This is a genomic window from Streptomyces sp. NPDC045955, from assembly GCF_056430805.1.
The window spans coordinates 186,622-208,382 of sequence record NZ_JBWKKY010000008.1 but is presented as its reverse complement, the minus strand read 5'-3'; the positions used below and the strand labels follow the sequence as shown (position 1 = coordinate 208,382).

General features: G+C 71.9%; 15 protein-coding genes and 1 pseudogene. 15 read left to right on the top strand and 1 reads right to left on the bottom strand.

Features of this window, described 5'->3' with window-relative positions; genetic code table 11:
• Window positions 1–219 precede the first annotated feature (219 nt).
• Window positions 220–444: pseudogene (locus tag AC07F0_RS18820) on the bottom strand (XdhC family protein); the annotation flags it as partial.
• Between the two features lie 108 nt (window positions 445–552).
• Here AC07F0_RS18820 and AC07F0_RS18815 point away from each other — a divergent pair.
• The 15 genes from AC07F0_RS18815 (at window position 553) to AC07F0_RS18745 (ending at window position 21,758) form a co-directional block, all read left to right on the top strand.
• Window positions 553–1,485 (top strand): helix-turn-helix domain-containing protein, encoded by a 933-nt coding sequence (locus AC07F0_RS18815; protein ID WP_478980170.1) that lies wholly within the window; start codon window positions 553–555, stop codon window positions 1,483–1,485.
• A 260-nt stretch (window positions 1,486–1,745) separates the two neighbouring features.
• Window positions 1,746–3,224, top strand: coding sequence for a sugar transferase (locus tag AC07F0_RS18810; protein ID WP_478980168.1), 1,479 nt, complete (start codon window positions 1,746–1,748; stop codon window positions 3,222–3,224).
• 103 nt (window positions 3,225–3,327) lie between these two features.
• On the top strand, window positions 3,328–4,653 hold the full coding sequence (locus AC07F0_RS18805) for a nucleotide sugar dehydrogenase (RefSeq protein WP_478980166.1): 1,326 nt from the start codon (window positions 3,328–3,330) through the stop codon (window positions 4,651–4,653).
• A complete protein-coding gene (locus AC07F0_RS18800) occupies window positions 4,643–5,923 on the top strand; it encodes a glycosyltransferase family 4 protein (RefSeq protein ID WP_478980164.1) in 1,281 nt (426 codons plus the stop codon). Before AC07F0_RS18805 ends, AC07F0_RS18800 begins: the two co-directional genes overlap by 11 nt.
• Window positions 5,920–7,317, top strand: a complete 1,398-nt coding sequence (locus tag AC07F0_RS18795) for a YveK family protein (protein WP_478980162.1) — start codon at window positions 5,920–5,922, stop codon at window positions 7,315–7,317. The genes AC07F0_RS18800 and AC07F0_RS18795 overlap by 4 nt, the downstream gene beginning before the upstream one ends.
• A complete protein-coding gene (locus AC07F0_RS18790) occupies window positions 7,314–8,876 on the top strand; it encodes a Wzz/FepE/Etk N-terminal domain-containing protein (RefSeq protein ID WP_478980160.1) in 1,563 nt (520 codons plus the stop codon). The genes AC07F0_RS18795 and AC07F0_RS18790 overlap by 4 nt, the downstream gene beginning before the upstream one ends.
• Before the next feature lie 3 nt (window positions 8,877–8,879).
• Complete coding sequence (asnB, locus tag AC07F0_RS18785) at window positions 8,880–10,796, top strand: asparagine synthase (glutamine-hydrolyzing) (protein WP_478980158.1); 1,917 nt, start codon at window positions 8,880–8,882, stop codon at window positions 10,794–10,796.
• Window positions 10,793–12,979 (top strand): bi-domain-containing oxidoreductase, encoded by a 2,187-nt coding sequence (locus AC07F0_RS18780; RefSeq protein ID WP_478980156.1) that lies wholly within the window; start codon window positions 10,793–10,795, stop codon window positions 12,977–12,979. Before asnB ends, AC07F0_RS18780 begins: the two co-directional genes overlap by 4 nt.
• A complete protein-coding gene (locus AC07F0_RS18775) occupies window positions 12,976–14,928 on the top strand; it encodes a heparinase II/III family protein (protein WP_478980154.1) in 1,953 nt (650 codons plus the stop codon). Before AC07F0_RS18780 ends, AC07F0_RS18775 begins: the two co-directional genes overlap by 4 nt.
• 175 nt (window positions 14,929–15,103) lie before the next feature.
• Window positions 15,104–16,630, top strand: coding sequence for a right-handed parallel beta-helix repeat-containing protein (locus AC07F0_RS18770; RefSeq protein WP_478980152.1), 1,527 nt, complete (start codon window positions 15,104–15,106; stop codon window positions 16,628–16,630).
• Between the two features lies 1 nt (window position 16,631).
• Window positions 16,632–17,861 (top strand): O-antigen ligase domain-containing protein, encoded by a 1,230-nt coding sequence (locus tag AC07F0_RS18765; protein ID WP_478980150.1) that lies wholly within the window; start codon window positions 16,632–16,634, stop codon window positions 17,859–17,861.
• A gap of 2 nt (window positions 17,862–17,863) precedes the next feature.
• Complete coding sequence (locus AC07F0_RS18760; protein ID WP_478980447.1) at window positions 17,864–19,084, top strand: glycosyltransferase; 1,221 nt, start codon at window positions 17,864–17,866, stop codon at window positions 19,082–19,084.
• Window positions 19,085–20,320, top strand: a complete 1,236-nt coding sequence (locus AC07F0_RS18755; RefSeq protein ID WP_478980149.1) for a methyltransferase domain-containing protein — start codon at window positions 19,085–19,087, stop codon at window positions 20,318–20,320.
• Window positions 20,317–21,114, top strand: coding sequence for a glycosyltransferase family protein (locus AC07F0_RS18750; protein ID WP_478980147.1), 798 nt, complete (start codon window positions 20,317–20,319; stop codon window positions 21,112–21,114). The genes AC07F0_RS18755 and AC07F0_RS18750 overlap by 4 nt, the downstream gene beginning before the upstream one ends.
• On the top strand, window positions 21,111–21,758 hold the full coding sequence (locus AC07F0_RS18745) for a PIG-L deacetylase family protein (protein ID WP_478980146.1): 648 nt from the start codon (window positions 21,111–21,113) through the stop codon (window positions 21,756–21,758). The genes AC07F0_RS18750 and AC07F0_RS18745 overlap by 4 nt, the downstream gene beginning before the upstream one ends.
• Window positions 21,759–21,761: the final 3 nt, after the last annotated feature.

Sequence of the window (21,761 nt, the reverse complement as noted above, 5' to 3'; positions counted from 1 at the left end):
TATTCGCGAGAAAATCCGCGTCGTTATAGATATCAATTGTTTTATTCGATTTGTCAGTTGTAAGGAGGTGGATCGTCACATGACCGAACATGCTATCGGAGCGACGCGCCGCAGTCCGGTGGTCATGAAGATCCAGGTACCCCTGAGACGTCCCCGACGCCTCCACCGACGGGCTACGAGTTGCTGAAGACGCTGTCCGAGCCGGTCAGCGCGGTCGGCCTACGTGCTGCCCGGCACGCTCGGCGTCCGGTGGATCGGGCCGGTGACGCGGGTCAGCGGTCGGCCCGTGCCGTGGTTGGCCCGGGCGATGATCTCCGCGGTGATGGAGACGGCGGTCTCCTCGGGCGTGCGGGCTCCGAGGTCGAGGCCGATCGGGGAGCGCAGCCGGTCCAAGTGGTCGTCCGTGACGCCCTCCTCACGCAGCAGCCGCAGGCGCTCGGCGTGGCGCAGCACTGCGAGCCGGTGCCGGGCGCGTCTTGCGAGCTCGCGTTCAGTCATGCGGGTCTCCTAGGGACGGAAGACCCACCTGTCAATAACGTCCGTCAGTTTTAGATGGGAGAATTCCTCAAGAAGCGCCGCTCGGAGCTGAGCCCGCGCACGGTCGGTCTGCCCGAGACCGGCAAACCCCGCCGGGTGGAGGGGCTGCGCCGGGAGGAGGTCGCCCAGCTGGCCAGCATCAGCACCGACTATTACACCCGGCTGGAACAGGGCCGCATGCAGGCGTCGGCACCCGTGCTGGACGTCCTCGCCCGGGTGCTCCACCTGGACGACGACGAGCGCGGCTACCTCTTCCAGCTCGCCGGAAAGACCACCACCCGCACCCGGCGCCGCGGCCGGCAGAAGGTCCAACCACAGTTGCAGCGGGTCCTGGACGACCTCACCGCCACCCCCGCCATCGTGCAGGGCCGGCGCGGGGACATCCTGGCCTGGAACGCGCTGGCCGCCGCCCTGGTCACCGACTTCTCCCGCCTCGCGGAAAAGCACCGCAACTACCCGCGGATCATCTTCACCGATCCGGCCATGCGCACCCTGTACGCCGACTGGGAGACCTCCGCGCACATCGCCGTCGCCCAGCTGCGCATGGAGGCCGCGAAGTACCCCGAGGATCCCCGCCTGATCGAGCTGGTCGGTGAACTGTCCCTGCGCGACAAGCAGTTCGCCCGCTGGTGGGGCGATCACCACGTCGCCGCCCGCACCGTGGGCACGAAGACCCTCAACCATCCGGTCGTCGGCGAACTCGTCCTGGACTGGGACACCCTCACCGCCAACACCGACCCCGACCAGAACCTGACCGTCTGGACCGCCGAGCCCGGCTCCCCCACCCACGAACGGCTGCGCATCCTCGCCTCCTGGGCCGCCGACCAGGACCTGCCAGCCTCCTCCCCCCCTCACCTGACCGCCGCAGGCCACCCCCGACGAAATCAGTCTCAAAGCTTGCGCACAATTTGCACACATCCCCTCTACATACTGATCTCGATGGTCTAGATTGACCGTGCTTCGGATGTTCGAACACGAGGCGACCGTTAATGATCTATAGGTCCGGAGCCGCGGAAAGCCGACGGTCGCGTCCCCACCACCAGACATGGTGGTGATCAATTTCTTGGAGCCCGGGAGGGTGCCTTGGGTGCGGGGAGCACCCGGGGTTCAGGGTGTCCAAGTAGCGCGGAGTAGGGAGGCGGGGGCCTCCCGAGGCGAGGAACAGTGCGAGGCGAACGCGTCGAGTTACTGGCGACTTGGGGGGTTCTGTGCAACAGGGGGAACTTGTCGACCCTTTTCCGTCGGCACGGGGGCAGCTGGCGAACGAGGCGATCAGCCCGCAGGCGATCGACTGGGAACAGCGGTACCGCCGTACTGTGATCATCAGCGACACCGCGGCCACGGCTTTCGTGGTGGCGGCGATCGGCAATTTCTTCGGAGCCCGGGACGCGGCCAACTGGCACGAGAAGTGGGGCATTCTCGCGTTCGGCACCGAGTTGCTGGTGCTGGGCGCGCTCGCGGTGAGCCGGGCGTGGGCACCGGCGGTGCTCGGCCAGGGCGCCGAGGAGTTCCGCCGGCTCGGACGCTCGCTGTTCACGGCGACCGTCGTCCTGGCCCTCGGCGGGATCGCCCTCACCTCGCGCAACATCAAGCTCTGGATCTTCGTCGCGATCCCCGCGATCGCATTGGTCACCATGACCGCGCGGTATCTGCTGCGCCTCTCGCTGCACAAACAGCGCAAGGAAGGCCGGTGTCTGAGACCGGTGCTCGCCGCCGGGAGCCCGGCCACCGTGCGCGACCTGATCAGCCGGACCCGCAGGTTCCCGCACCTCGGCTGGCGGGTGGACGCGGTGTGCACGACGGACGGTCCTGGGCTCGACGGTGACCAACTCGACGGAGTGCCGATCGTCGGCCGGCTGGCGGACGTCGCGGGTCACGTCAGCCGCGACGGCTACCGTGTCGTCGCGGTCACGCCGGACCCGCACTGGTCACCGGACCGGCTGCAGCGGCTGGCCTGGAACCTCGAAGGCAGCGACGCCGAGATGGTCGTGGCCCCGGTGCTGATGGAGGTGGCCGGCCCGCGGCTGCACGTCGACGCGGTGCTCGGGATCCCGCTGCTGCGGGTCAGCATGCCGACCTTCACCGGGGGCCGCCGGGCGGTCAAAGGGGTCGTCGACCGAGTAGGCGCAACGTTTCTGCTGATGCTGTTCGCGCCGCTGATGGTGTTTGTCGCGCTCCTCGTGATGGCGGACAGCCGGGGCGGGGCGTTCTACCGCCAGCGCAGGGTCGGCAAGGACGGCCGCGAGTTCACCATTCTCAAGTTCCGCACCATGGTCGCCGGGGCTCACCGGGCACGGGCCGAGCTGGCCGACCGCAACGAGGGCGCGGGCCTGCTGTTCAAGCTCCGCCGGGATCCGCGGGTGACCCGGGTGGGAGCGGTGCTGCGCCGGTACTCGCTCGACGAGCTCCCGCAGCTTTTCAACGTGCTCACCGGATCGATGTCGCTCGTCGGTCCGCGGCCTCCGCTGCCGGAGGAGTGCGCCGCGTACGCCCCGGACATCCGGCGGCGGTTGCTGGTCAAGCCGGGACTCACCGGTCTGTGGCAGATCAGCGGACGCAGTGACCTGTCGTGGGAGGAGGCGGTCCGGCTGGACCTGCGCTACGTGGAGGACTGGTCGCTCGCCCTGGACACAGTGATCTTGTGGAAGACGCTGCGTGCGGTGCTCCACGGCCAGGGCGCCTACTGATGCGCGGAGGTCTGCGTCCGGACGGGGCGCGGACCGCAGGCCGAAAGGGCCTGCTCGGGGGGACCGCAGGCCACAAGGGTCTGCCTGGGGGGAGGGACGGGTCATGAGAGTCAGCGTTTTCGGGCTCGGCTACGTGGGCTGCGTGTCGGCCGCGTGCCTGGCCAGCATGGGGCACGAGGTCATCGGGGTGGACGTCAACCAGGTGAAGGTCGACCTGGTCAATGACGGCAAGGCCCCGGTGGTCGAGGAGCGGATCGGCGAGCTCATCGCCGAGGTCGTGCGCAGTGGAGCGTTGCGCGCCACCGGCGACGTCCGTGAGGCGGTCATGGGCAGCGAGGTGTCGCTGGTCTGTGTGGGCACGCCGTCGGAGCCCAACGGCAGCCTGTGCACGACGTACTTGGAGCGGGTCACCGAGCAGATCGGCGCCGCGCTGGCCGAGGGGGCCAAGCAGGGGGGCCGCCACACGGTGGTGTTCCGCAGCACCATGCTCCCGGGCACCTGCCTGAACCTGCTGGTGCCGATCCTGGAGAAGTACGTCGGCGGCACGGCCGGGGTGGACCTCGGGGTCGCGGTCAACCCGGAGTTCCTGCGCGAGGGCACGAGCGTGCGGGACTTCTTCGACCCGCCCAAGACGGTCATCGGCGAGCTCGACCCGGCCAGCGGCGATGCGGTGATGGCGCTGTACGAGGGCTTGCCCGGCGAGGTGTTCCGGGTACCGGTCCCGACGGCCGAGGCGATCAAGTACGCGGACAACGCGTTCCACGGCCTCAAGATCGGCTTCGCGAACGAGCTGGGTGCGGTGTGCCAGGCCCTCGGGGTGGACTCGCACCAGGTGATGGACGTGTTCCTGGCCGACCGCAAGCTGAACATCAGCCCCGCCTATCTGCGGCCCGGCTTCGCCTTCGGCGGCTCCTGCCTGCCCAAGGACCTGCGCAGCCTGGTCCACGCGGCGCAGCGTGCCGACGTCTCGGTGCCCATCCTCGCCCACGTGCTGCCTTCCAACTCCGACCATCTGCAGCGCGCGGTGGACCTGGTCGAGCGCACCGGAAAGCGCCGGGTGGGCATGTTCGGGCTGTCCTTCAAGCCCGGCACCGACGACCTGCGCGAGAGCCCGCTCGTCGAGCTGGCGGAGAGGCTCTTCGGCAAGGGGTACGACCTGCGGATCTACGACGCCAACGTGAACCTCTCCCGGCTGATCGGCGCGAACCGCGAGTACATCGAGAACCGGCTGCCGCACCTCGCGCAGCTGCTTGCGGCGTCCGTGGACGAGGTGCTCGACCACGCCGAGGTGTGCCTGGTCGGGACCAGGGATCCGGCCGTGCTGGCGGCGCTGCCCCACAGCGAGGGCCCGGTGCTCGTCGACCTCGTCCACCTTCCCGACGCCGATGCGCGCCGGGCCGAACCGGGGTACGTGGGCCTTGCTTGGTGACAGATCGTTCGACGACACGGCCGCAGGCGGCCGGCCGGACCGGCGCGCGCTGATCCTGGTGGAGAACCTGTCGGTGCCGTTCGACCGGCGGGTGTGGCAGGAGTGCACGACGCTGCGCGACGCGGGCTGGACGGTGCACGTCATCTGCCCGCAGGGGAGCAAGCGCGACACGGAGCCGGAGGCGGTGATCGACGGGGTGCGGATCCACCGCTACCCGTTGCGCGCGGCCACCGGAGGGCCGGCCGGCTACCTGCGGGAGTACGGATCGGCGTTGTGGCACACGGCCCGGCTGGCCCGCAAGGTCGGCCCCGTCGACGTGGTCCACGCCTGCAATCCGCCCGACCTGCTGTTCCTGCCGGCGCTGTGGCTGAAGCGGCGCGGGGCGCGGTTCGTCTTCGACCAGCACGACCTGGTACCCGAGTTGTACCTCTCCCGGTTCGGCCGCGGCGAGGATCTGCTCTACCGCGCCGTGTGCGCGCTGGAACGGCGGACCTACCGGGCCGCGGACATCGTCCTCGCCACGAACGAGAGCTACCGGGACGTCGCCCTGCGCCGTGGCGGCCGGCGGCCCGAGGACGTCTTCGTGGTGCGCAGCGCACCCGCGGTCGACCGGTTCCAGCCGGTGCCGCCCGAGCCGGAGTTGAAACGCGGCAAGCCCCATCTGCTGTGCTACCTCGGCGTGATGGGCCCGCAGGACGGCGTCGACTACGCCCTGCGCGCCCTCGCGAAACTGCGCGACGATCTCGGGCGGACCGACTGGCATGCCGTGTTCGTCGGCGCCGGCGACGCCTTCGACGCGATGGTGGAGCTGTCCCGGCGGCTCGGACTCTCCGAGCAGGTGCAGTTCACGGGGCGCATTCCGGACGCCGATCTGGTGCGCTACCTGTCCACCGCGGACGTGTGCCTCTCCCCCGACCCGCGCAATCCGCTCAACGACGTGTCGACCATGAACAAGGTCCTGGAGTACATGGCGATGGGCCGGCCGATCGTCTCGTTCGACCTGAAGGAGGCGCGGGTCTCCGCCGGTGACGCCGCCGTCTACGCACCCGCCGACGACGAGGCGGAGTTCGCCCGGCTCATCGCGCTGCTGCTGGACGATCCGGAGAAGCGGGCCCGGATGGGCAAGATCGGCCAGGAGCGGATCAGCGGACCGCTCTCCTGGCGGAACTCGCAGGAGTCGCTGCTCGCCGCCTACGCCGCCGCCTGCCGTGACCGCACCGCGGCGTCGGCGGGCCACCCGGTCCGCACAGGGAAGAGGCAGCGCCGTTGAGCGATGACACGATACGCCTGGTCACGATCGGGCGGATTCTCCGTCGGCGCGGGCGGCTTCTCGCCGTCCTCGCCGTGGTGGGCGCACTCGTCGGTTACGGCGCCTCGGTGCTGTTTCCGCCGCGGTACACGACGTCGGCGTCGGTGCTGCTGCCGGGGCAGTGGGAGGAGCGCGAGCTGCTCACCCAGGCGGAGATCGCGACCAGTTCGGTGGTGGTCGACCGTGCGGCCGCCGCACTCGGCTGGCCCGGGGTCAGCGGCAGCGGACTGCGGGACCGGGTCAGCGCCGAGACCGCCGACGGGAACATCATCAAGATCTCGGGCACGGCCGACACCCCGGAGCGTGCGCAGCGGCTCTCCGACCAGGTGGCCGGGCAGTTCGTCACCTTCGCCGCGCGACTCGCAGGCGACAACCCCGACCCCGAAGCGGCGGACGCGCCCGAGGAGCTGCGCAAGACGGTGGTGCGGACCGACCGCCGCATCACCGATCTGGCCGAGGCGGCCGACCCGGGGCGGACCGTGGAGAGCGTGCAGGCCCGCACCGAGCTCGAGAAGCTCCGTGCCGCGCTGCTGGACGCCATGAAGAAGCTGGACGAGGCGGACCCGGCGACCAACAAGGCCGGCATGGTGGTCATGGGACCGGCGGCCCGGCCGACCGGCGAGGCGGCGCCGACGAGAGCGCAGCTCGTGGGCGCCGGGGCGCTGCTGTTCTTCCTGCTCGCGGTCGTCGGCCATCTCGCCGCCGCACGGATGAGCCGCCGGCTGCGCACCGCACCGGAGATCGCCGCGGCGCTGGACTCCGCCCTGCTCGGCACCGTCGACGTCCCTGACGCGGCGCCCGCGCACCGGCCGAAGGGCAGCGGCCCGCAGGCCAGGATCCGCCGGCTGCTGGGCCTCGACACCCGGTGGGACGTCCCGCCTCCGCAGCCGTCCGGCGGCGAGGCCGGCCGGCGGATCCGCTACCGGCGGGTGTGGGCCCGCCTCCGGGACCAGCTGCCGGATTCGCGGCGGCTGCTGGTGGTCGTACCGGACAGCGACGAGGTCGCCGTCCGGGCCGCCGGGCAGCTCGTCGCCGAGGCCGGGAGCGCCCCTTCCCCCGGCTCTGCGGACAGGGGCTGCCCCGTGCCGCGGGTGGTGGGGGTTTCGGTGCCCGGACCGCTGGTGCCGGACCGCGGCACCGAGTCCGGTGCCCTGGTGGTGCTCAGCGCGGGCGGCTGGACCGCGGGGGAGCTCGCCGGCATCGCCGAGGCGTGTGCGGACGCGGGGCACGAGGTCGTCGGCGTCGTCGTCGCCGGCACGACCCGGGACCGCACGACGCGGTCTGCCGGCCGTCCTGCCGACGAGGCCGCTCCAAAGCTCGCGGTGCGCGGCCACGCGACGGGAGGTGCACGGTGACCACAAGCGAGACGTCGGAACCGCCGGCCGCTGCTCCGCTGCTGGATCTGCAGGCGCTGGTGGTAGCGGTGCGCAGGCGCCGCCGCCTCTGGAGCTCCTGGGCGCTGCTGGGGCTGCTGGTCGGCGCGGCCGTGGCGGTCCTGCTGCCGCCGCCGCCCAGCGCGGTGGCCAAGGTGCTGGTGGCGCACAAGGAGGACCAGCCGAACGACACCGGAACGCTGATGCGCACCGATGTGGAGCTGCTGCACACCACGCGGATCGCGGGCAGCGCCCTGCGGGCCCTCGGGTCCCCGGAGAACCCGGAGGACTTCATGCGGGACTACCGGGGCACCGGCCTGTCCAACAACGTGCTGCAGATCGATGTGACGGGTGACAGCGACGCGGAAGCCGTGGCCCGGGCCAGGGCGCTGGCCGACGCGTTCGTCGCGGACCACGTGCGGCGGATGCGGGAGACCGCCAAGGCCGAGTCCAAGGCCCTTGTCGACCAGCGTGACCGCATGCGAAAGGAACTCGCCGGGGTCAACAAGGCGATCGGGGACGGACCGCCGCAGAGCAGCCCGAAGGCGTCGGCGAGCATGGAGTCGCTCTTCGCCCGCCGGGCCGAACTCACCTCGCGGATCGCCGACTTCGACCAGCGTGCCGAGGAGGCGCGCATCGGCACACCCCAGCTCGTGGCCGGCACACAGATCGTGGACGCCCCGCGCGCGGTCCGGCACTCCCTGCCCAAAGCAGCGGTCACCGACGCCGCGATCGGACTCGTCCTCGGGCTCGTCCTCGGGCTCGCGGTGGCCGCGGTCGGCTCGGTGGTGGCGGACCGCCCGGTGCTGCGCCGGGACATCGCGGCGAACCTCGGCGCCTCCGTCATCGCGGAGCTGCCCCGCGCCCCCCGCCTGCCGGCGAGGCTGTGGCAGCGCCGAAGGACCCGGGCGGCACGCGAACGGCTCACCACCTTCCTGGCCCGCACCGTGCGCGGCTCCGCGGAACCGGTGTCCCTGCTGGAACTGGGCTGTGCGCGCACCACGAGCGTGATCGCGGTGGATCTCGCCAGGGCACTGGCGGCCGAGGGGCCGGTGGTCGTCATCGACGGCCTGCCCGGGCCGCAGCTCGCCGGCCGCCGCCCGAAGCCGGGAGACCCCGCCGTGGTCGGGGGCGAGCGTGCCGAGACCGTGTCCGACCAGGAGCTGGGCCTCGGCGTCGGTTCGGTGGCGCCCGGCACGGCGTGGACCGACCTGCAGTACCTCGGCACCCGGACCGTGCTCGTCGTGCGTGCCGGGCACGGCAGCGCCGCATGGCTGCACACCGTGGCACGGCAGCTCGCGGACCAGCGCATCACGGTGATCGGCGTGGTGCTGATCGACCCCGATCCGCGGGACCGCACCGACGGCACGCTGTGGGACGGGCTGCACACCGCGCTGCGCGGCCGCAGCGAGCGGCCGGCCCGGCAGCACGGTGGGGGTACCTCCCCCACCGTGCAGGCAGTGGGAGAGGGCCGGCTGCGGCCGGAGCGGCTGCCGATGTGGGCGGCGGGGGTCCCCGACGGCAACCAGGAGGTGCGGTAGCACATGTGTGGCATCGCAGGCACGTACCGATGGCCGGACGGGAAGGCCGTGACCGACCGGCTCACCCATGCCCTGGCCCACCGCGGTCCGGACGGGGCGGGCCGCTACGGCCACGCCGCCGGTGACGGCGACGTGCAGCTCGGGCACCGCCGGCTGGCCATCATCGACCTGTCCGAGACCGGCGCCCAGCCGATGGTCTCGGACGGCCTCGCCCTGACGTACAACGGCGAGCTGTACAACGCGCCCGAGCTGCGGGCCGAGCTGGCCGCCGCCGGGGTGCGCTTCCGCGGTACCTCCGACACCGAGGTGCTGCTGGAGGCCTGGCGGCGCTGGGGCACCGACTGCCTGGCGCGGCTGCGCGGCATGTTCGCGTTCGGCGTCTTCGATGAGCGCACCGGGGAACTGGTCCTGGCCCGTGACCAGTTGGGCATCAAGCCGCTGTTCCTGCTCCGGCGCGGCGAGGGTCTGGTGTTCGCCTCCGAGCTCAAGGCGCTCGCCGCCGTCACCGGCGGGTCGCTCCAGGTGGACCATGCGGCGCTCGTGGCCTCGCTGCTGTACTACTGGGTGCCCGACTCGCGCTGCGCGTTCCGCGAGGCGGAGAAGCTGCCCCCGGGGAGCTGGCTGCGGTGCCGGCCCGACGGCCGGGTGGAGCGGGGCCGGTACTGGAACCTGAAGGACGTCGCCGCCGAGGGCCGGGAGCGGGCGCTGGCCGGCGAGCTGCCGGACATCGCGGCCGTCGTCGAGGAGTCGACCCGGCGTCACCTGCTCTCGGACGTACCCGTGGCGACCTTCCTGTCCGGTGGCCTCGACTCCAGCTACCTGACCGCGCTGGCGGCCCGCGACCGGCCCGGGATCTCCGCTTACACGATCGGGTTCCGCGCCGAGGACGCCAGGTTCGAGGCGATGCCGGACGACCTGCGCTACGCCCGGCAGGTGGCCGAGCGGTTCGGCGTCGACCTGCGGGAGATCGAGATCGCTCCGAACGTGCTCGACCTGCTGCCACAGATGACGTACCACCTGGACGAGCCGATCGGCGACCCCGCAGCGATCAACACGTACCTGATCTGCTCGGCCGCCCGGGAGGCCGGGGTCAAGGTGATGCTCTCGGGGATGGGCGCCGACGAGCTGTTCGCCGGGTACCGCAAGCACCTGGCCAATCTGCTGGCGCTGCGCTACCAGCGCCTGCCGCGGCCGCTGCGGCGCGGGGTGTCCGCGGCCGTGGACCGGCTGCCGGTCGCCACGTCCCGCCGGGGGTACCGCTCGGTGCGCTTCGCGAAGCGGTTCCTGTCCTTCGCCGGCCTTCCGGAGGAGACCGCGTTCCGGCGCAGCTACACCATGTACGACCAGGACGAGTTGCTCGCCCTGCTCGATCCGGACCTGGCCGGGACGGTCGGGGACGTGCTGGCCGAGCATGCGGACACCTACCAGGACAACGACCTCGACGACTTCGTCAACCGCATGTGCCTGACCGACGCCCGGATGTTCCTGCCGGGCCTGAACCTCGCGTACACGGACCGCTCCAGCATGGCCGCGTCGACCGAGGTGCGGGTGCCGTACGTGGACGTCGAGGTGGTCAGGGCGGCGTTCGCCGTGCCCGGTGATCGCAAGATCGTCGGACGGCAGGGCAAGGCCGTCCTCAAGGAGGCGGCCGTTTCGGTCCTGCCCCGGGAGATCGTGTACCGGCCCAAGGGGCTGTTCAGTGCCCCGCTGCGCGCCTGGATGAGCCGGGATCTGGCGCCGCTGGTGCGCGAGGTGGTGAACGACGGTCTGCTCGTCCGTTCCGGGTTCCTGCGCCGCGACGCGCTGGCGCGGATGGTCGCCGAGGACGCGGCCGGACAGCGGGACTTCTCCAAGCATCTGTGGCATGTGCTGACGCTCGAGTACTGGTACCGGGGCGCGACTTCTGGGGAGTTTGAGTGAAACAGGTTGTGCAGAACTACAAGAGCGGCGAACTGGCGCTGCTCGACGTGCCGGTGCCGGGGTGCAAGCCGGACGGCGTGCTGGTCCGCAGCGCCTACTCACTGATATCCACCGGGACCGAGCTCATGAAGGTGTCCGAGGCCGGCATGTCGATGCTGGGCAAGGCCCGCTCCCGGCCGGACCAGGTGGCCAAGGTCGTGCAGAGCGTGGCCACCAACGGGGTGCCCGCCACCTACCGCAAGGTGATGGGCAAGCTGGACTCCTACACGCCGCTGGGCTACTCGCTGTGCGGGGTGGTCGAGCAGGTCGGCGCCGGGATCGACGACGTGAAGGTCGGCGACCTCGTGGCCTGCGCCGGCAACGAGCACGCGTTGCACGCCGAACTGAACTGGGTGCCGAAGAACCTCTACGCCCCGGTGCCGGACGGCCTCGCGCCGCGGCACGCGGCCTTCGGCACCGTCGGGTCGATCGCGCTGCAGGGCGTCCGCCAGGGCGAGTCACGGCTCGGCGAAGTGGCACTCGTCATCGGCCTCGGGCTGATCGGGCAGCTGGTGGTGCAGCTGCTGGCCGCCTCGGGAGTCCGCGTCATCGGGGCCGACCCCGACCCGGTGCGCTGCGAGCTCGCCGAGCGCCTCGGCGCGGCGGCCTGCGGCGATCCCGCCTCCGCGGCCGTGGAGACCGCCGTCGCCGAACTCACCGGCGGTCACGGTGTGGACCAGGTGTATCTGGCGGCAGGCGGCGGCAGCAACCAGCCCGTCGAGCTGGCCGCCCGGCTGAGCCGGGACCGCGGCCGGGTCGTCGACATCGGCAAGTGCCGCCTGGACCTGCCGTGGAACGCGTACTACGAGAAGGAGCTCGACGTCCGGTTCTCCCGCAGCTACGGCCCCGGGCGCTACGACCCGGAGTACGAGCTGGAGGGGCGCGACTACCCGATCGGCTACGTGCGCTGGACCGAGCGCCGCAATCTGGCGTGCTTCCTCGATCTCCTCGCCCGCGGCCGCGTCGACGTGGAGCCCCTGATCTCCCGCATCGCCGACTTCGACGACGCCGTCGAGACGTACCGGAGCCTGAAGGACGGCGAACTGAAGGCCGTCGCGGTCCTGTTCCGGTACCCCGACCAGGCACCGCAGGCGCCGGCCCCTGCGGTGGCCGTGCCCGCGGTGGCTGTGTCCACCAAGAGCATGAAGCCGAGTCCGGCCCGGGCCGCCCGGACGCCGGTGCGCCTCGCGTTCGTCGGCGCGGGAAACTACGCGACGTCGATGCTGCTGCCGCACCTGGCGCAGCGCGACGGCGTCGAGTTGTCGACCGTCGTCACCACGACGGCGCTGTCGGGGGCCAACGCGCAGCGGAAGTTCGGCTTCGCCGGGGCGACCACCGACCTCGACGCCGTGCTCGGCGACACGTCCGTCGACGCGGTGTTCGTCGTCACCCGGCACAGCTCCCACGCCGAGCTGACCCGGAAAGCACTGCTGGCCGGCAAGGCGGTGTTCGTGGAGAAGCCCCTGGCCCTCACCGAGGACGAGCTGGCCGGCGTGCTCGCGGCGGTGGAGGAGTCCGGCAACGACCGGCTGCAGGTGGGCTTCAACCGCCGGTTCGCGCCGCTGCTGCAGGAGGCCAGGAAGCGGTTCGGCGCCCTGACCGGTCCGGCGAGCCTGCGCTACCTGGTCAACGCGGGCCGGCTCGACCACGGCAGCTGGTACCTCCGGCAAGGCACCGAGGGCTCGCGGTTCGCCGGCGAGGGCGGGCACTTCATCGACACGGCGAGCTGGCTGCTCGATGCCGACCCCGTCTCCGTGTACGCGACCGGCACGCCCGGCAACGAGGACCTGCAGGTCGTGCTGCGCTACCCGGGCGGGTCCACCGCCACCATCAGCTACGTCACCAACGGCGCGCCCGGCTTCCCCAAGGAGACGCTGGACCTGGTCGCGGACGGCAAGGTGCTGCGGCTCGACGACTTCGTCCGGGCCTCGGTCCACGGCCCCAGGAAGTGGGTCAGTTCACGCCTTCCCAAGGCCCGGGACAAGGGCCAGAACGCCGAACTGGCCGCGTTCGTCAAGGCCGTACGGACCGGCGGGCCGATGCCGGTGCCGCTGGAGTCGCTGGTCGCCACCACGGCGGCCACCCTCGCCGTGCAGGCCGGCCTGGCCGGCGGCGCGCCGGTGACGCTGGAGAGAGCGCGATGACCATGAGCGCGGGCTGGTACCTGCGGCGGCTGTCCCGGATGGGGCCGCGGGAGGTCGGCGGCCGGGTGGGCGACGCGGTGCGCAGGCGGCGGTGGCGGTCGGCGCGGCCGAAGTGCCCGAGCGTGACCGGCGCCCGGTTCACCGCGGTCCTGCCCGCCGGGGCGATCGCGGCGATCCCTCCGGACGCCGCGAAACGGCTCGTCGCCGAGGCGGACCGGCTGATGGCCGGGCATGCCGAGTTCTTCGGGGTGGTCCGCGACGACCTGGTCAACCCGGACTGGTGGTACGACCCGAAGACCGGGCGCCGGCCTCCGTGGGGTTACGCCTTCGACGTGCCGTACCGGGACGAGGACGCGGTCGGGGACATCAAGCAGATCTGGGAGCTGTCCCGGCACCAGTACCTCACCCGGCTTGCCGCCGCCTACGCGGTCACCGGCAACGAGCGGTACGCCGAGCGCGTGGCCGAGCACCTGCGGTCGTGGTGGGCGGCCAACGCGCCACTGCGCGGGGTGCACTGGACCAGCGGCATCGAGCTGGGGATCCGGCTGCTGTCGTGGGTGTGGATCCGTCGGCTGCTCGACGGCTGGCCGGGTGCGGCCGGGCTGTTCGAGGACAACCCGGTGGCGCTGAACCAGATCTGGCACCACCAGCGCTGGCTGGCCGCCTTCCCCAGCCGGGGCTCGTCGGCGAACAACCACGTCATCGCCGAGGCCGCCGGGCAGTTCGCAGCGGCCTGCGCGTTCGGGTGGTTCCCCGCCTCGGCGCGCTGGCGAGCCGAGGCGCTGCGGACGCTGGAGCGGCACCTGCGCGGCAACACCTTCGGTTCCGGCCTCAACCGCGAGCTGGCCACCGAGTATCACGGACTGGTGCTGGAACTCGGCCTGGCCGCGGTGGCCGAGGCGGACGCCCGGGGCGTGCCGGTCCCCGCGTCGGTCCGGCTGGTGCTGCTGCGGATGACGGACGCGCTCGCCGCCGTCGTGGACAGCCGGCTGCGGCCGCCGCGCCAGGGGGACGCGGACGATGGGCACGGTCTGGTCGTGGACGGCGCGGGCACCGACCGCTGGGCCTCGCTGCTGGCCACCGGGGACGCGGTGTTCGGCCGGCTCGCCTGGTGGCCGGAGGTGACCGGCACCGATGTGCGCACTCCGCTGCTGGCCGCGCTCATCAAGCGCACTGAACTGTCCGTGACCCGCCCGGCGAGCCGACCGGCCCACTTCCCCGACGCGGGCATGACCATCCTGCGCGGTCCGGGAGGGATCTGGTGCCGCTGCGACGGTGGTCCGCACGGGTTCCTGTCCATCGCCGCGCACGCCCACGCGGACGCGCTGTCCGTGGAGGTCCGGCACGACGGGGTCGACGTGCTCGCCGACCCGGGGACGTACTGCTACCACGGGCAGCCCGAGTGGCGGCAGTACTTCCGGTCCACCCTCGGGCACAACACCCTGCAGTTGGACGGCGGCGACCAGTCAGTCTCCGGCGGCCCGTTCCTGTGGACCCGGCATGCCGAGACCCGCGTCCTGGTCGCGGACACCTCCAGTGAGTCGGTGGCCCGCTGGTGCGCCGAGCACGACGGTTACCGGCCCTCCGTGCACCGCCGCCGGGTGGAGCTGACGGCCGCGAGCCGGGAGGTGCGGGTGGTCGACGAGGTCCGCGGCCGGCACGGCCCGCGCCGGGAGGTACGCCTGGCGTTCCACCTCGGCCCGGCGATCGCCGCGGACCTGGTGGGGAACCGGGCACAGCTCACCTGGACCCGCGACGGCGAGGACCGCTCCGCGGTGATCGACCTGCCCGGGCAGCTGTCCTGGCGGGCGCATCGCGGCGAGACCGGCCCGCCGCTGGGCTGGTACTCCCCCGGCTTCGGACGCAAGGAACCCACCACCACGCTGGTCGGCACCGGTTTCGCCGACGGCGCGGAGGACTTCACCACCCTGCTCAGGTTCTGCGGCTAGGGGGCTTCTGATGGATCTCCGTGGAAGAAGGAGCGGCGTTCGGTGCGTGCTCTCGGCGTGCCGGGCGGAAGGCCTCGTAGCGGAGCTACTAGGCCTTTTGCCCGGTGCGGCGAGAGTGCGTGCCGGGCGTCGCGGCGCCGCGGAGATCCGTCAGAAGCCCCCTGGGGGCGGGCACGTGGGGATCAGGAGACGGCATGGGGCGTCGGCGGCGGCACCGCTGGCGCTGGTTGTGCTGACCGCGACCGGCTGTACGAGCTCGCCGAGCGCCGGGGCGGAGCCGACCGCCCCGCCGTCCCCGTCCGTCGCCGTGGCCCGGGTGTGCGCCGAGCCCGTGGCCGGGCCGGCGAAGGCGCCGGCGGGCGCGGTGACGGTCGACCCCGTGAAGGCCGGTGACCTGGCCGCGAAGACCAAGAGCAACCCCGCGCACACCACGTTCTGGCTCCGGCCGGGCAAGCACCGGCTCGACCCGGACCGCTACGCCCAGGTCATCCCCAAGGAGGGCAACCGCTACCTCGGTGCGCCGGGCGCGGTGCTCGACGGCGGGAAGAAGAACCAGTACGCGTTCGGCGGCACCGCCCGCGACGTCACCATCCGCCACCTGACCGTGCAGCGTTTCGTCGCGCCGCATGACGAGGGCGTGGTCAACCACGACTCGGCCGACGGGTGGGTGATCGAGCACGCGACGATCCAGTACAACTCCGGCGCCGGGCTGATGGCCGGCGCCCGCCAGCGGGTCCGTGCCAGCTGCCTGCGCGGCAACGGCCAGTACGGCATGAACGCGTACAAGGGCAAGGGCCGGATCAGCGGCCTGGTGGTCGAGGGCAACGAGATCACGGGTAACAACACCGGCGACTGGGAGCGGCGGCGGCCGGGCTGCGGCTGCACCGGGGGCGTCAAGTTCTGGGCCGTCAACGGTGCCGATGTACGCGGCAACTGGGTGCACGGCAACCGCGGAGCCGGGTTGTGGGCGGACACCAACAACAACGACTTCCGCATCGAGAACAACCTGTTGGAGGCCAACGAGGGCGCCGCGCTGATCTACGAGACCAGCTACAACGCGGTCATCCGGAAGAACACGATCCGGCGGAACAACTGGGTCGAGGGCCGCAAGGCGGCCGACCGCGGCGACAGCTTCCCGTTCGCGACCGTCTACCTGTCCGAGTCCGGCGGCGAACCACGGGTCCGGGCCCGCACGGACCGGATCGAGATCTCCCGGAACGTGCTGGAGGACAACTGGTCCGGGATCACCCTGTGGGAGAACGCCGACCGGTTCTGCAACAGCCCGGCCAACACCTCCTCCGGCGACTGCACGTTGCTGGTGCGGGACACCGGCCGCTGTGCGCGGCCCGCGATCGCGACCGCGCCGCTCTACGCCGACTGCCGCTGGAAGACCCAGCGGGTGGACATCCACCACAACCGCTTCGTGCTGGACACGTCCGTCGTCAAGTGCGCGGTGAAGTGCGGCCGCATGGCGGTGCTGGCCAACTACGGCACCTATCCGGACTGGTCGCCGTACCAGGGCGAGCGGGTGGCCGAGGCGATCACCCGCAAGCAGCGCAACCGCTGGCACGACAACGTCTACGTCGGCCCCTGGACGTTCGTCGCCCACGACCCGAGCCGGGAGCTCGACCCCGGGCAGTGGCAGGGCATGCCGTACCGGCAGGACGCGGGCAGCACCTTCCGCGCGCGGGACGGTGGTTGAGATGGCCGCGGACCACACGCCGAAGATCGTCGGGACAGTCTGGGGGCTGCTGGTCCTCAATACGCTCGGCTCCGCCGGGGCGAAGACCATCGTCCCGCTGCCCCGCTCCCTCATCCAGATGGTCACCATGGGCGCGCTGGTCGCCGCGTTCGCCCTGGCGCTCGCACTCAATCTCCGGCTGCGCATCCGCCCCAGCGCCTTCCTGTTGCTGCTCACCCTGCTGCTGGTGCCGAGCGTGATCTCCAGCGCGGACCTGGAGTCCGGGTTCGGGGCGCTGTTCCGCTGCGCCCGGCTGGCTCTCTTCGTCGGCACGCTGTGGCTGCTCAGCCGCTGGTGGGACGGCGGCCTGACCTTCGTCCGGCACCACATCCGGATGTACTTCGCGGTACTCGGGTCGGTGGCCGCCGGCCTGGTCATCTCACCGGGCGCGGCCCTGCCCGAGCTCTACGGCGGGCGGCTGGTCGGCGCGTTGTGGCCGCTCACCCCGCCGCAGATCGGGCAGTACGCCGCGGTGATCATCGGGCTCACCGTGCTGCTCGTCCTGGGCCGCCGGACCGACCGGGGCAGCGCGGCCGTGGTCGTCGTGCCGTCGCTCGTCCTGCTGGCGTTGACCCACACCCGGACGGCCACGCTCGGCCTGCTCATCGGGCTGGCGCTGGCGATCGGCTCGCTCGTCCTGACCAGCGCCGCCGCCCGCCGGTTCTTCGCCTGGGCGGTGCTGTGCGCCACGGTGGCCGCGGTGGCGTTCAGCTCCGCGCTGCGGGCGTGGTTCCTGCGCGGGCAGAGCCAGGAGAACTTCTCCAGCCTCACCGGCCGGGCCAAGGTCTGGGACGCCCTGCTGGCAGCGCCCCGGACGACCTCGGAGCACCTGTTCGGCGCGGGCCTGGGCGACAAGTCGTTCGGCGGGCTGCCGATCGACAACAGCTGGCTGGCCGTCTACCAGGAGCAGGGGATGACCGGCGTCGTGCTCGTGGCGGCGGTCATCGTCGTGCTGGGCGTCGTCGCGTTGCTGCGGCCGCCGTCGCTGTCGAGGGCCTGCGCGATCTTCCTGATCAGCTACTGCGCGATCGCGTCGTACACCGAGGCCGGGCTCGGCGACGCCTCGCCGTATCTGCTGCACCTGGCCGTGGCCGCCTCACTGCTGGCGGCACCCGCGGCCCCGCCCCTGTCGACGCCCGAAGTCCCTCGACGACGCGTCCCGCGACGATCCCGGAGAACGGAGGTGACGTGAGCATGCACGTCCTCGTGGTGCACAACCGCTACGCCTCGGCGCAGCCGAGCGGGGAGAACAAGGTCGTCGACCAGGAGGTGGCGCTGCTGCGCGGTGCCGGCCACCGGGTCGAGGTGTTCGAGCGGCGCAGCGACGACATCGCCGCCCGGTCTCTGCTGGGCAAGGCCGCACTGCCGCTGCTGGTGCCGTGGAACCCGGCGGTCCGCGCGGAACTCGCCGCCCGGCTGCGCTCCGAGCGGCCGGACGTGGTGCACGTCCACAACGTCTTCCCACTCCTGTCGCCCGCGGTGCTGGCCGCCTGCGCCGACGCCGGCGTGCCCGCCGTCGCCACGCTGCACAACTACACCCAGGTCTGCCCGCCCGGCACGCTCCAGCGGGAGGGCCGGCCGTGCACCGAGTGCGTCGGGGCGACGCCGCTGCCCGCCGTCCGGCACGGCTGTTACCGGAACTCGCGCCTGGCGACGGTGCCGCTCGCGGTCAGCCTGTCGGTCAACCGGCGGCGGTGGTGGTCCGGTGTGGAGCGGTTCTTCTGCATCTCCGCGGCGCAGCGCGACGTCCTGGTGCGGGCCGGTATGCCGGCCGAGCGGCTGGCGGTGAAGCACAACTTCGTGCCCGAGCCGGACGCCCGTCGAGCGGAGGCGGGCGAGCATCTGCTCTACCTCGGCCGGCTCGCGGAGGCCAAAGGTGTGCGGCTGCTCATGGCCGCGTGGGACGAGATCGCCGCGGGCGGCGGTGCGGGGGTGCCGCTCGTGATCGCCGGCACGGGGCCGCTGGAGCGAGAGGTGACCGCCTGGGCGGCGGGCCGGGACGACGTGCGCTACGTCGGCCTGCTGGACCCGGCGGAGTGCCAGAAGGCCGTCGCGCGGTCGGTCGCAGTGGTGGCTCCCTCCACGTGGCTGGAGGCGTTCGGCCTGGTGGTCGTGGAGGCGATGGCGGCCGGTGTGCCGGTCGTCGCCGCCGGTCACGGCGCTTTCGTCGAACTCGTCGAGGACGGGGTGACCGGGCTGCTGCACAGGCCGGGCGAGCCCGCCTCGCTCGCGTCGTGCCTCCGCCGGATCACGGCCGGGGCGGCCCGCAACCGGGAGATGGGCGAGGCGGCCCGGCGCCGTTACGAGCAGGCCTTCAGCCCGGCCGTCGGGCTGGAGCGCCTGGTGGAGGAGTACCGCACCGCGATCGCGGGTCGGTCGGAAGCAATGGGGGACGGAATCAATGGGGGGCAGTAGATGACACGATGCCGACTCTGCGGCTCGGCGGCGCTGGCGAGCGTCGTCGACCTGGGCGCGACGCCACCGTGCGAGAGCTTTCTCGCCGCGGACCAACTGGACCGGCCGGAGCCCGCGTACCCGCTGCACCTGCGGGTCTGCACCGACTGCTGGCTGGCGCAGATCCCGCCGCTGATCACGCCGGAGGAGACGTTCAAGGAGTACGCGTACTTCTCCTCGTACTCGACCTCCTGGGTGGATCACGCGCGCACGTTCGTCGCCGACGCCGCACAGCGGGTGGGTCTCGGCCCCGACGCCTTCGTGGTCGAGGTCGCGAGCAACGACGGATACCTGCTGAAGCACGTGGTGGACCGGGGGATCCGCTGCCTCGGCATCGAGCCGTCGGTCAACGTCGGGGCCGCGGCGCGCGAGGCGGGCGTGCCCACGCTCACGGAGTTCCTGGGCCCGGACACCGGCTCCGCCGTCCGCGCCGAACACGGCCCGGCGAACCTGGTCGTGGCCAACAACGTGTACGCGCACATCCCCGACGTGGTCGGCTTCACCCAGGGCCTGCGCGCCCTGGTCGCCGACGACGGCTGGGTCTCCATCGAGGTGCAGCACCTGCTGACGCTGATCGAGGAGAACCAGTACGACACGATCTACCACGAGCACTTCCAGTACTACACGGTCGCCTCCGCGACCCGTGCCCTGGCGAGCGGCGGACTCACGCTCGTGGACGTCGAGTTGCTGCCCACGCACGGCGGCTCCATCCGGCTGTGGGCCCGGCCTGCCGAGGTGGCCGGCGAGCCTGCGCAGCGGGTGGCCGACGTGCTGGCCCGCGAGAAGGCCGCCGGGCTGCAGGAGCTGTCCGGGTACACCGAGTTCTCCGCCCGGGTGGCCAAGGTGCGCCGGGACCTGCTCAGGTTCCTCATCGAGGCGGCCGAGCGCGGCGAGACGGTCGTCGGCTACGGCGCCCCGGGCAAGGGCAACACCCTGCTCAACCACTGCGGCATCAGGCCCGACCTGCTCCCGTACACGGTCGACCGCAACCCCTACAAGCACGGCAGGTTCACCCCGGGCACCCGCATCCCGATCCTGCCGCCCGAGCAGATCGCCGCCGACAGGCCGGACTACGTCCTCGTCCTGCCGTGGAACCTGCGGGCCGAACTGGTCGAGCAGCTGTCGTTCGTGCACGACTGGGGCGGCCGGCTGGTCTTTCCCATACCGGAACTGAGCATTGTCGAGGTCAAGGCATGAAGGTCGTTCTGTTCTGCGGCGGTTACGGGATGCGGATGCGGAGCGGTGCCGCAGACGACGTGCCCAAGCCGATGGCGATGGTCGGCCCCAGGCCGCTGATCTGGCATGTGATGCGCTACTACGCGCACTTCGGGCACACGGAGTTCATCCTGTGTCTCGGGTACGGGGCGCACCACATCAAGGACTTCTTCCTCAACTACGAGGAGACGACGTCCAATGACTTCGTGCTGCGCGGCGGGCGGACCGAGCTGCTGTCCACCGACATCTCGGACTGGACGATCACGTTCGCGCAGACCGGCATCGAGTCGCCGATCGGGGAGCGGCTGCGCCGGGTGCGGCACCACCTGGACGGCGACGAGATGTTCCTCGCCAACTACGCCGACGTGCTCACCGACGCACCGCTGCCGGAGATGATCGACCGGTTCGCCCGGCGCGACGCGGGTGCGTCGATGATGGTGGTGCCGCCGCAGTCGTCGTTCCACTGCGTGGAGCTGGGCGAGGACGGCCTGGTGGGAGGCATCACCGCGGTGAGCGAACTGCCGCTGTGGGAGAACGGCGGCTACTTCGTGCTCCGCCAGGAGGTCTTCGACCACATCCCTCAGGGCGGGGACCTGGTCGCCGACGGATGCGCCCAACTGGCCAAGCGCGGCCGGCTGGTGGCGCACCAGCACCGCGGCTTCTGGAAGCCGACCGACACCGTCAAGGAGCGGGCCGCGCTCGACGAGGCATACGCCCGGGGCGACCGACCGTGGGCCGTGTGGGAACGGGACGCTGCCACGGTGAGGACCGCGTGATCCGGCTCGGGGCCGGTCGCCTGAACCGGATCGTGGCGGTAGGCGCGCACTGCGACGACATCGCCATCGGCGCCGGCGGCACACTGCTGACGCTGTGCCTCGCGCGGCCGGGCATCCGCGTCGACGCGCTGGTGCTCTCCGGGGGCGGCACCGAGCGCGAGCAGGAGGAGGCGGCCGCGCTCGCCGCCTTCTGCCCGGGCGCCGACCTGCGGCTGACCGTGCACAAGCTGCCGGACGGCCGGCTGCCCGTGCACTGGGACGAGGCCAAGGCCGCGGTCGAGGAGTTGCGCGCACAGACCGACCCGGACCTGATCCTGGCCCCGCGCACCGATGACGCCCACCAGGACCACCGCGGCCTGGCGCAGCTGATACCCACGGCCTTCCGCGACCACCTGGTCCTCGGCTACGAGATCGTCAAGTGGGACGGCGATCTCGGCCGTATGGCGGCATACCAGCCGCTGTCCACGGAGATCGCCGAAGAGAAGGTACGGCTGCTGCAGGAGCACTACCCCTCGCAGCGCCACCGGCCCTGGTACGACCGGGAGGCCTTCCTCGGCCTCGCACGGATCCGCGGCATCGAATGCCATGAGCGATACGCCGAGGCGTTCGCCGTCACCAAACTCACGCTCAACCTGGGGGGTTGAACC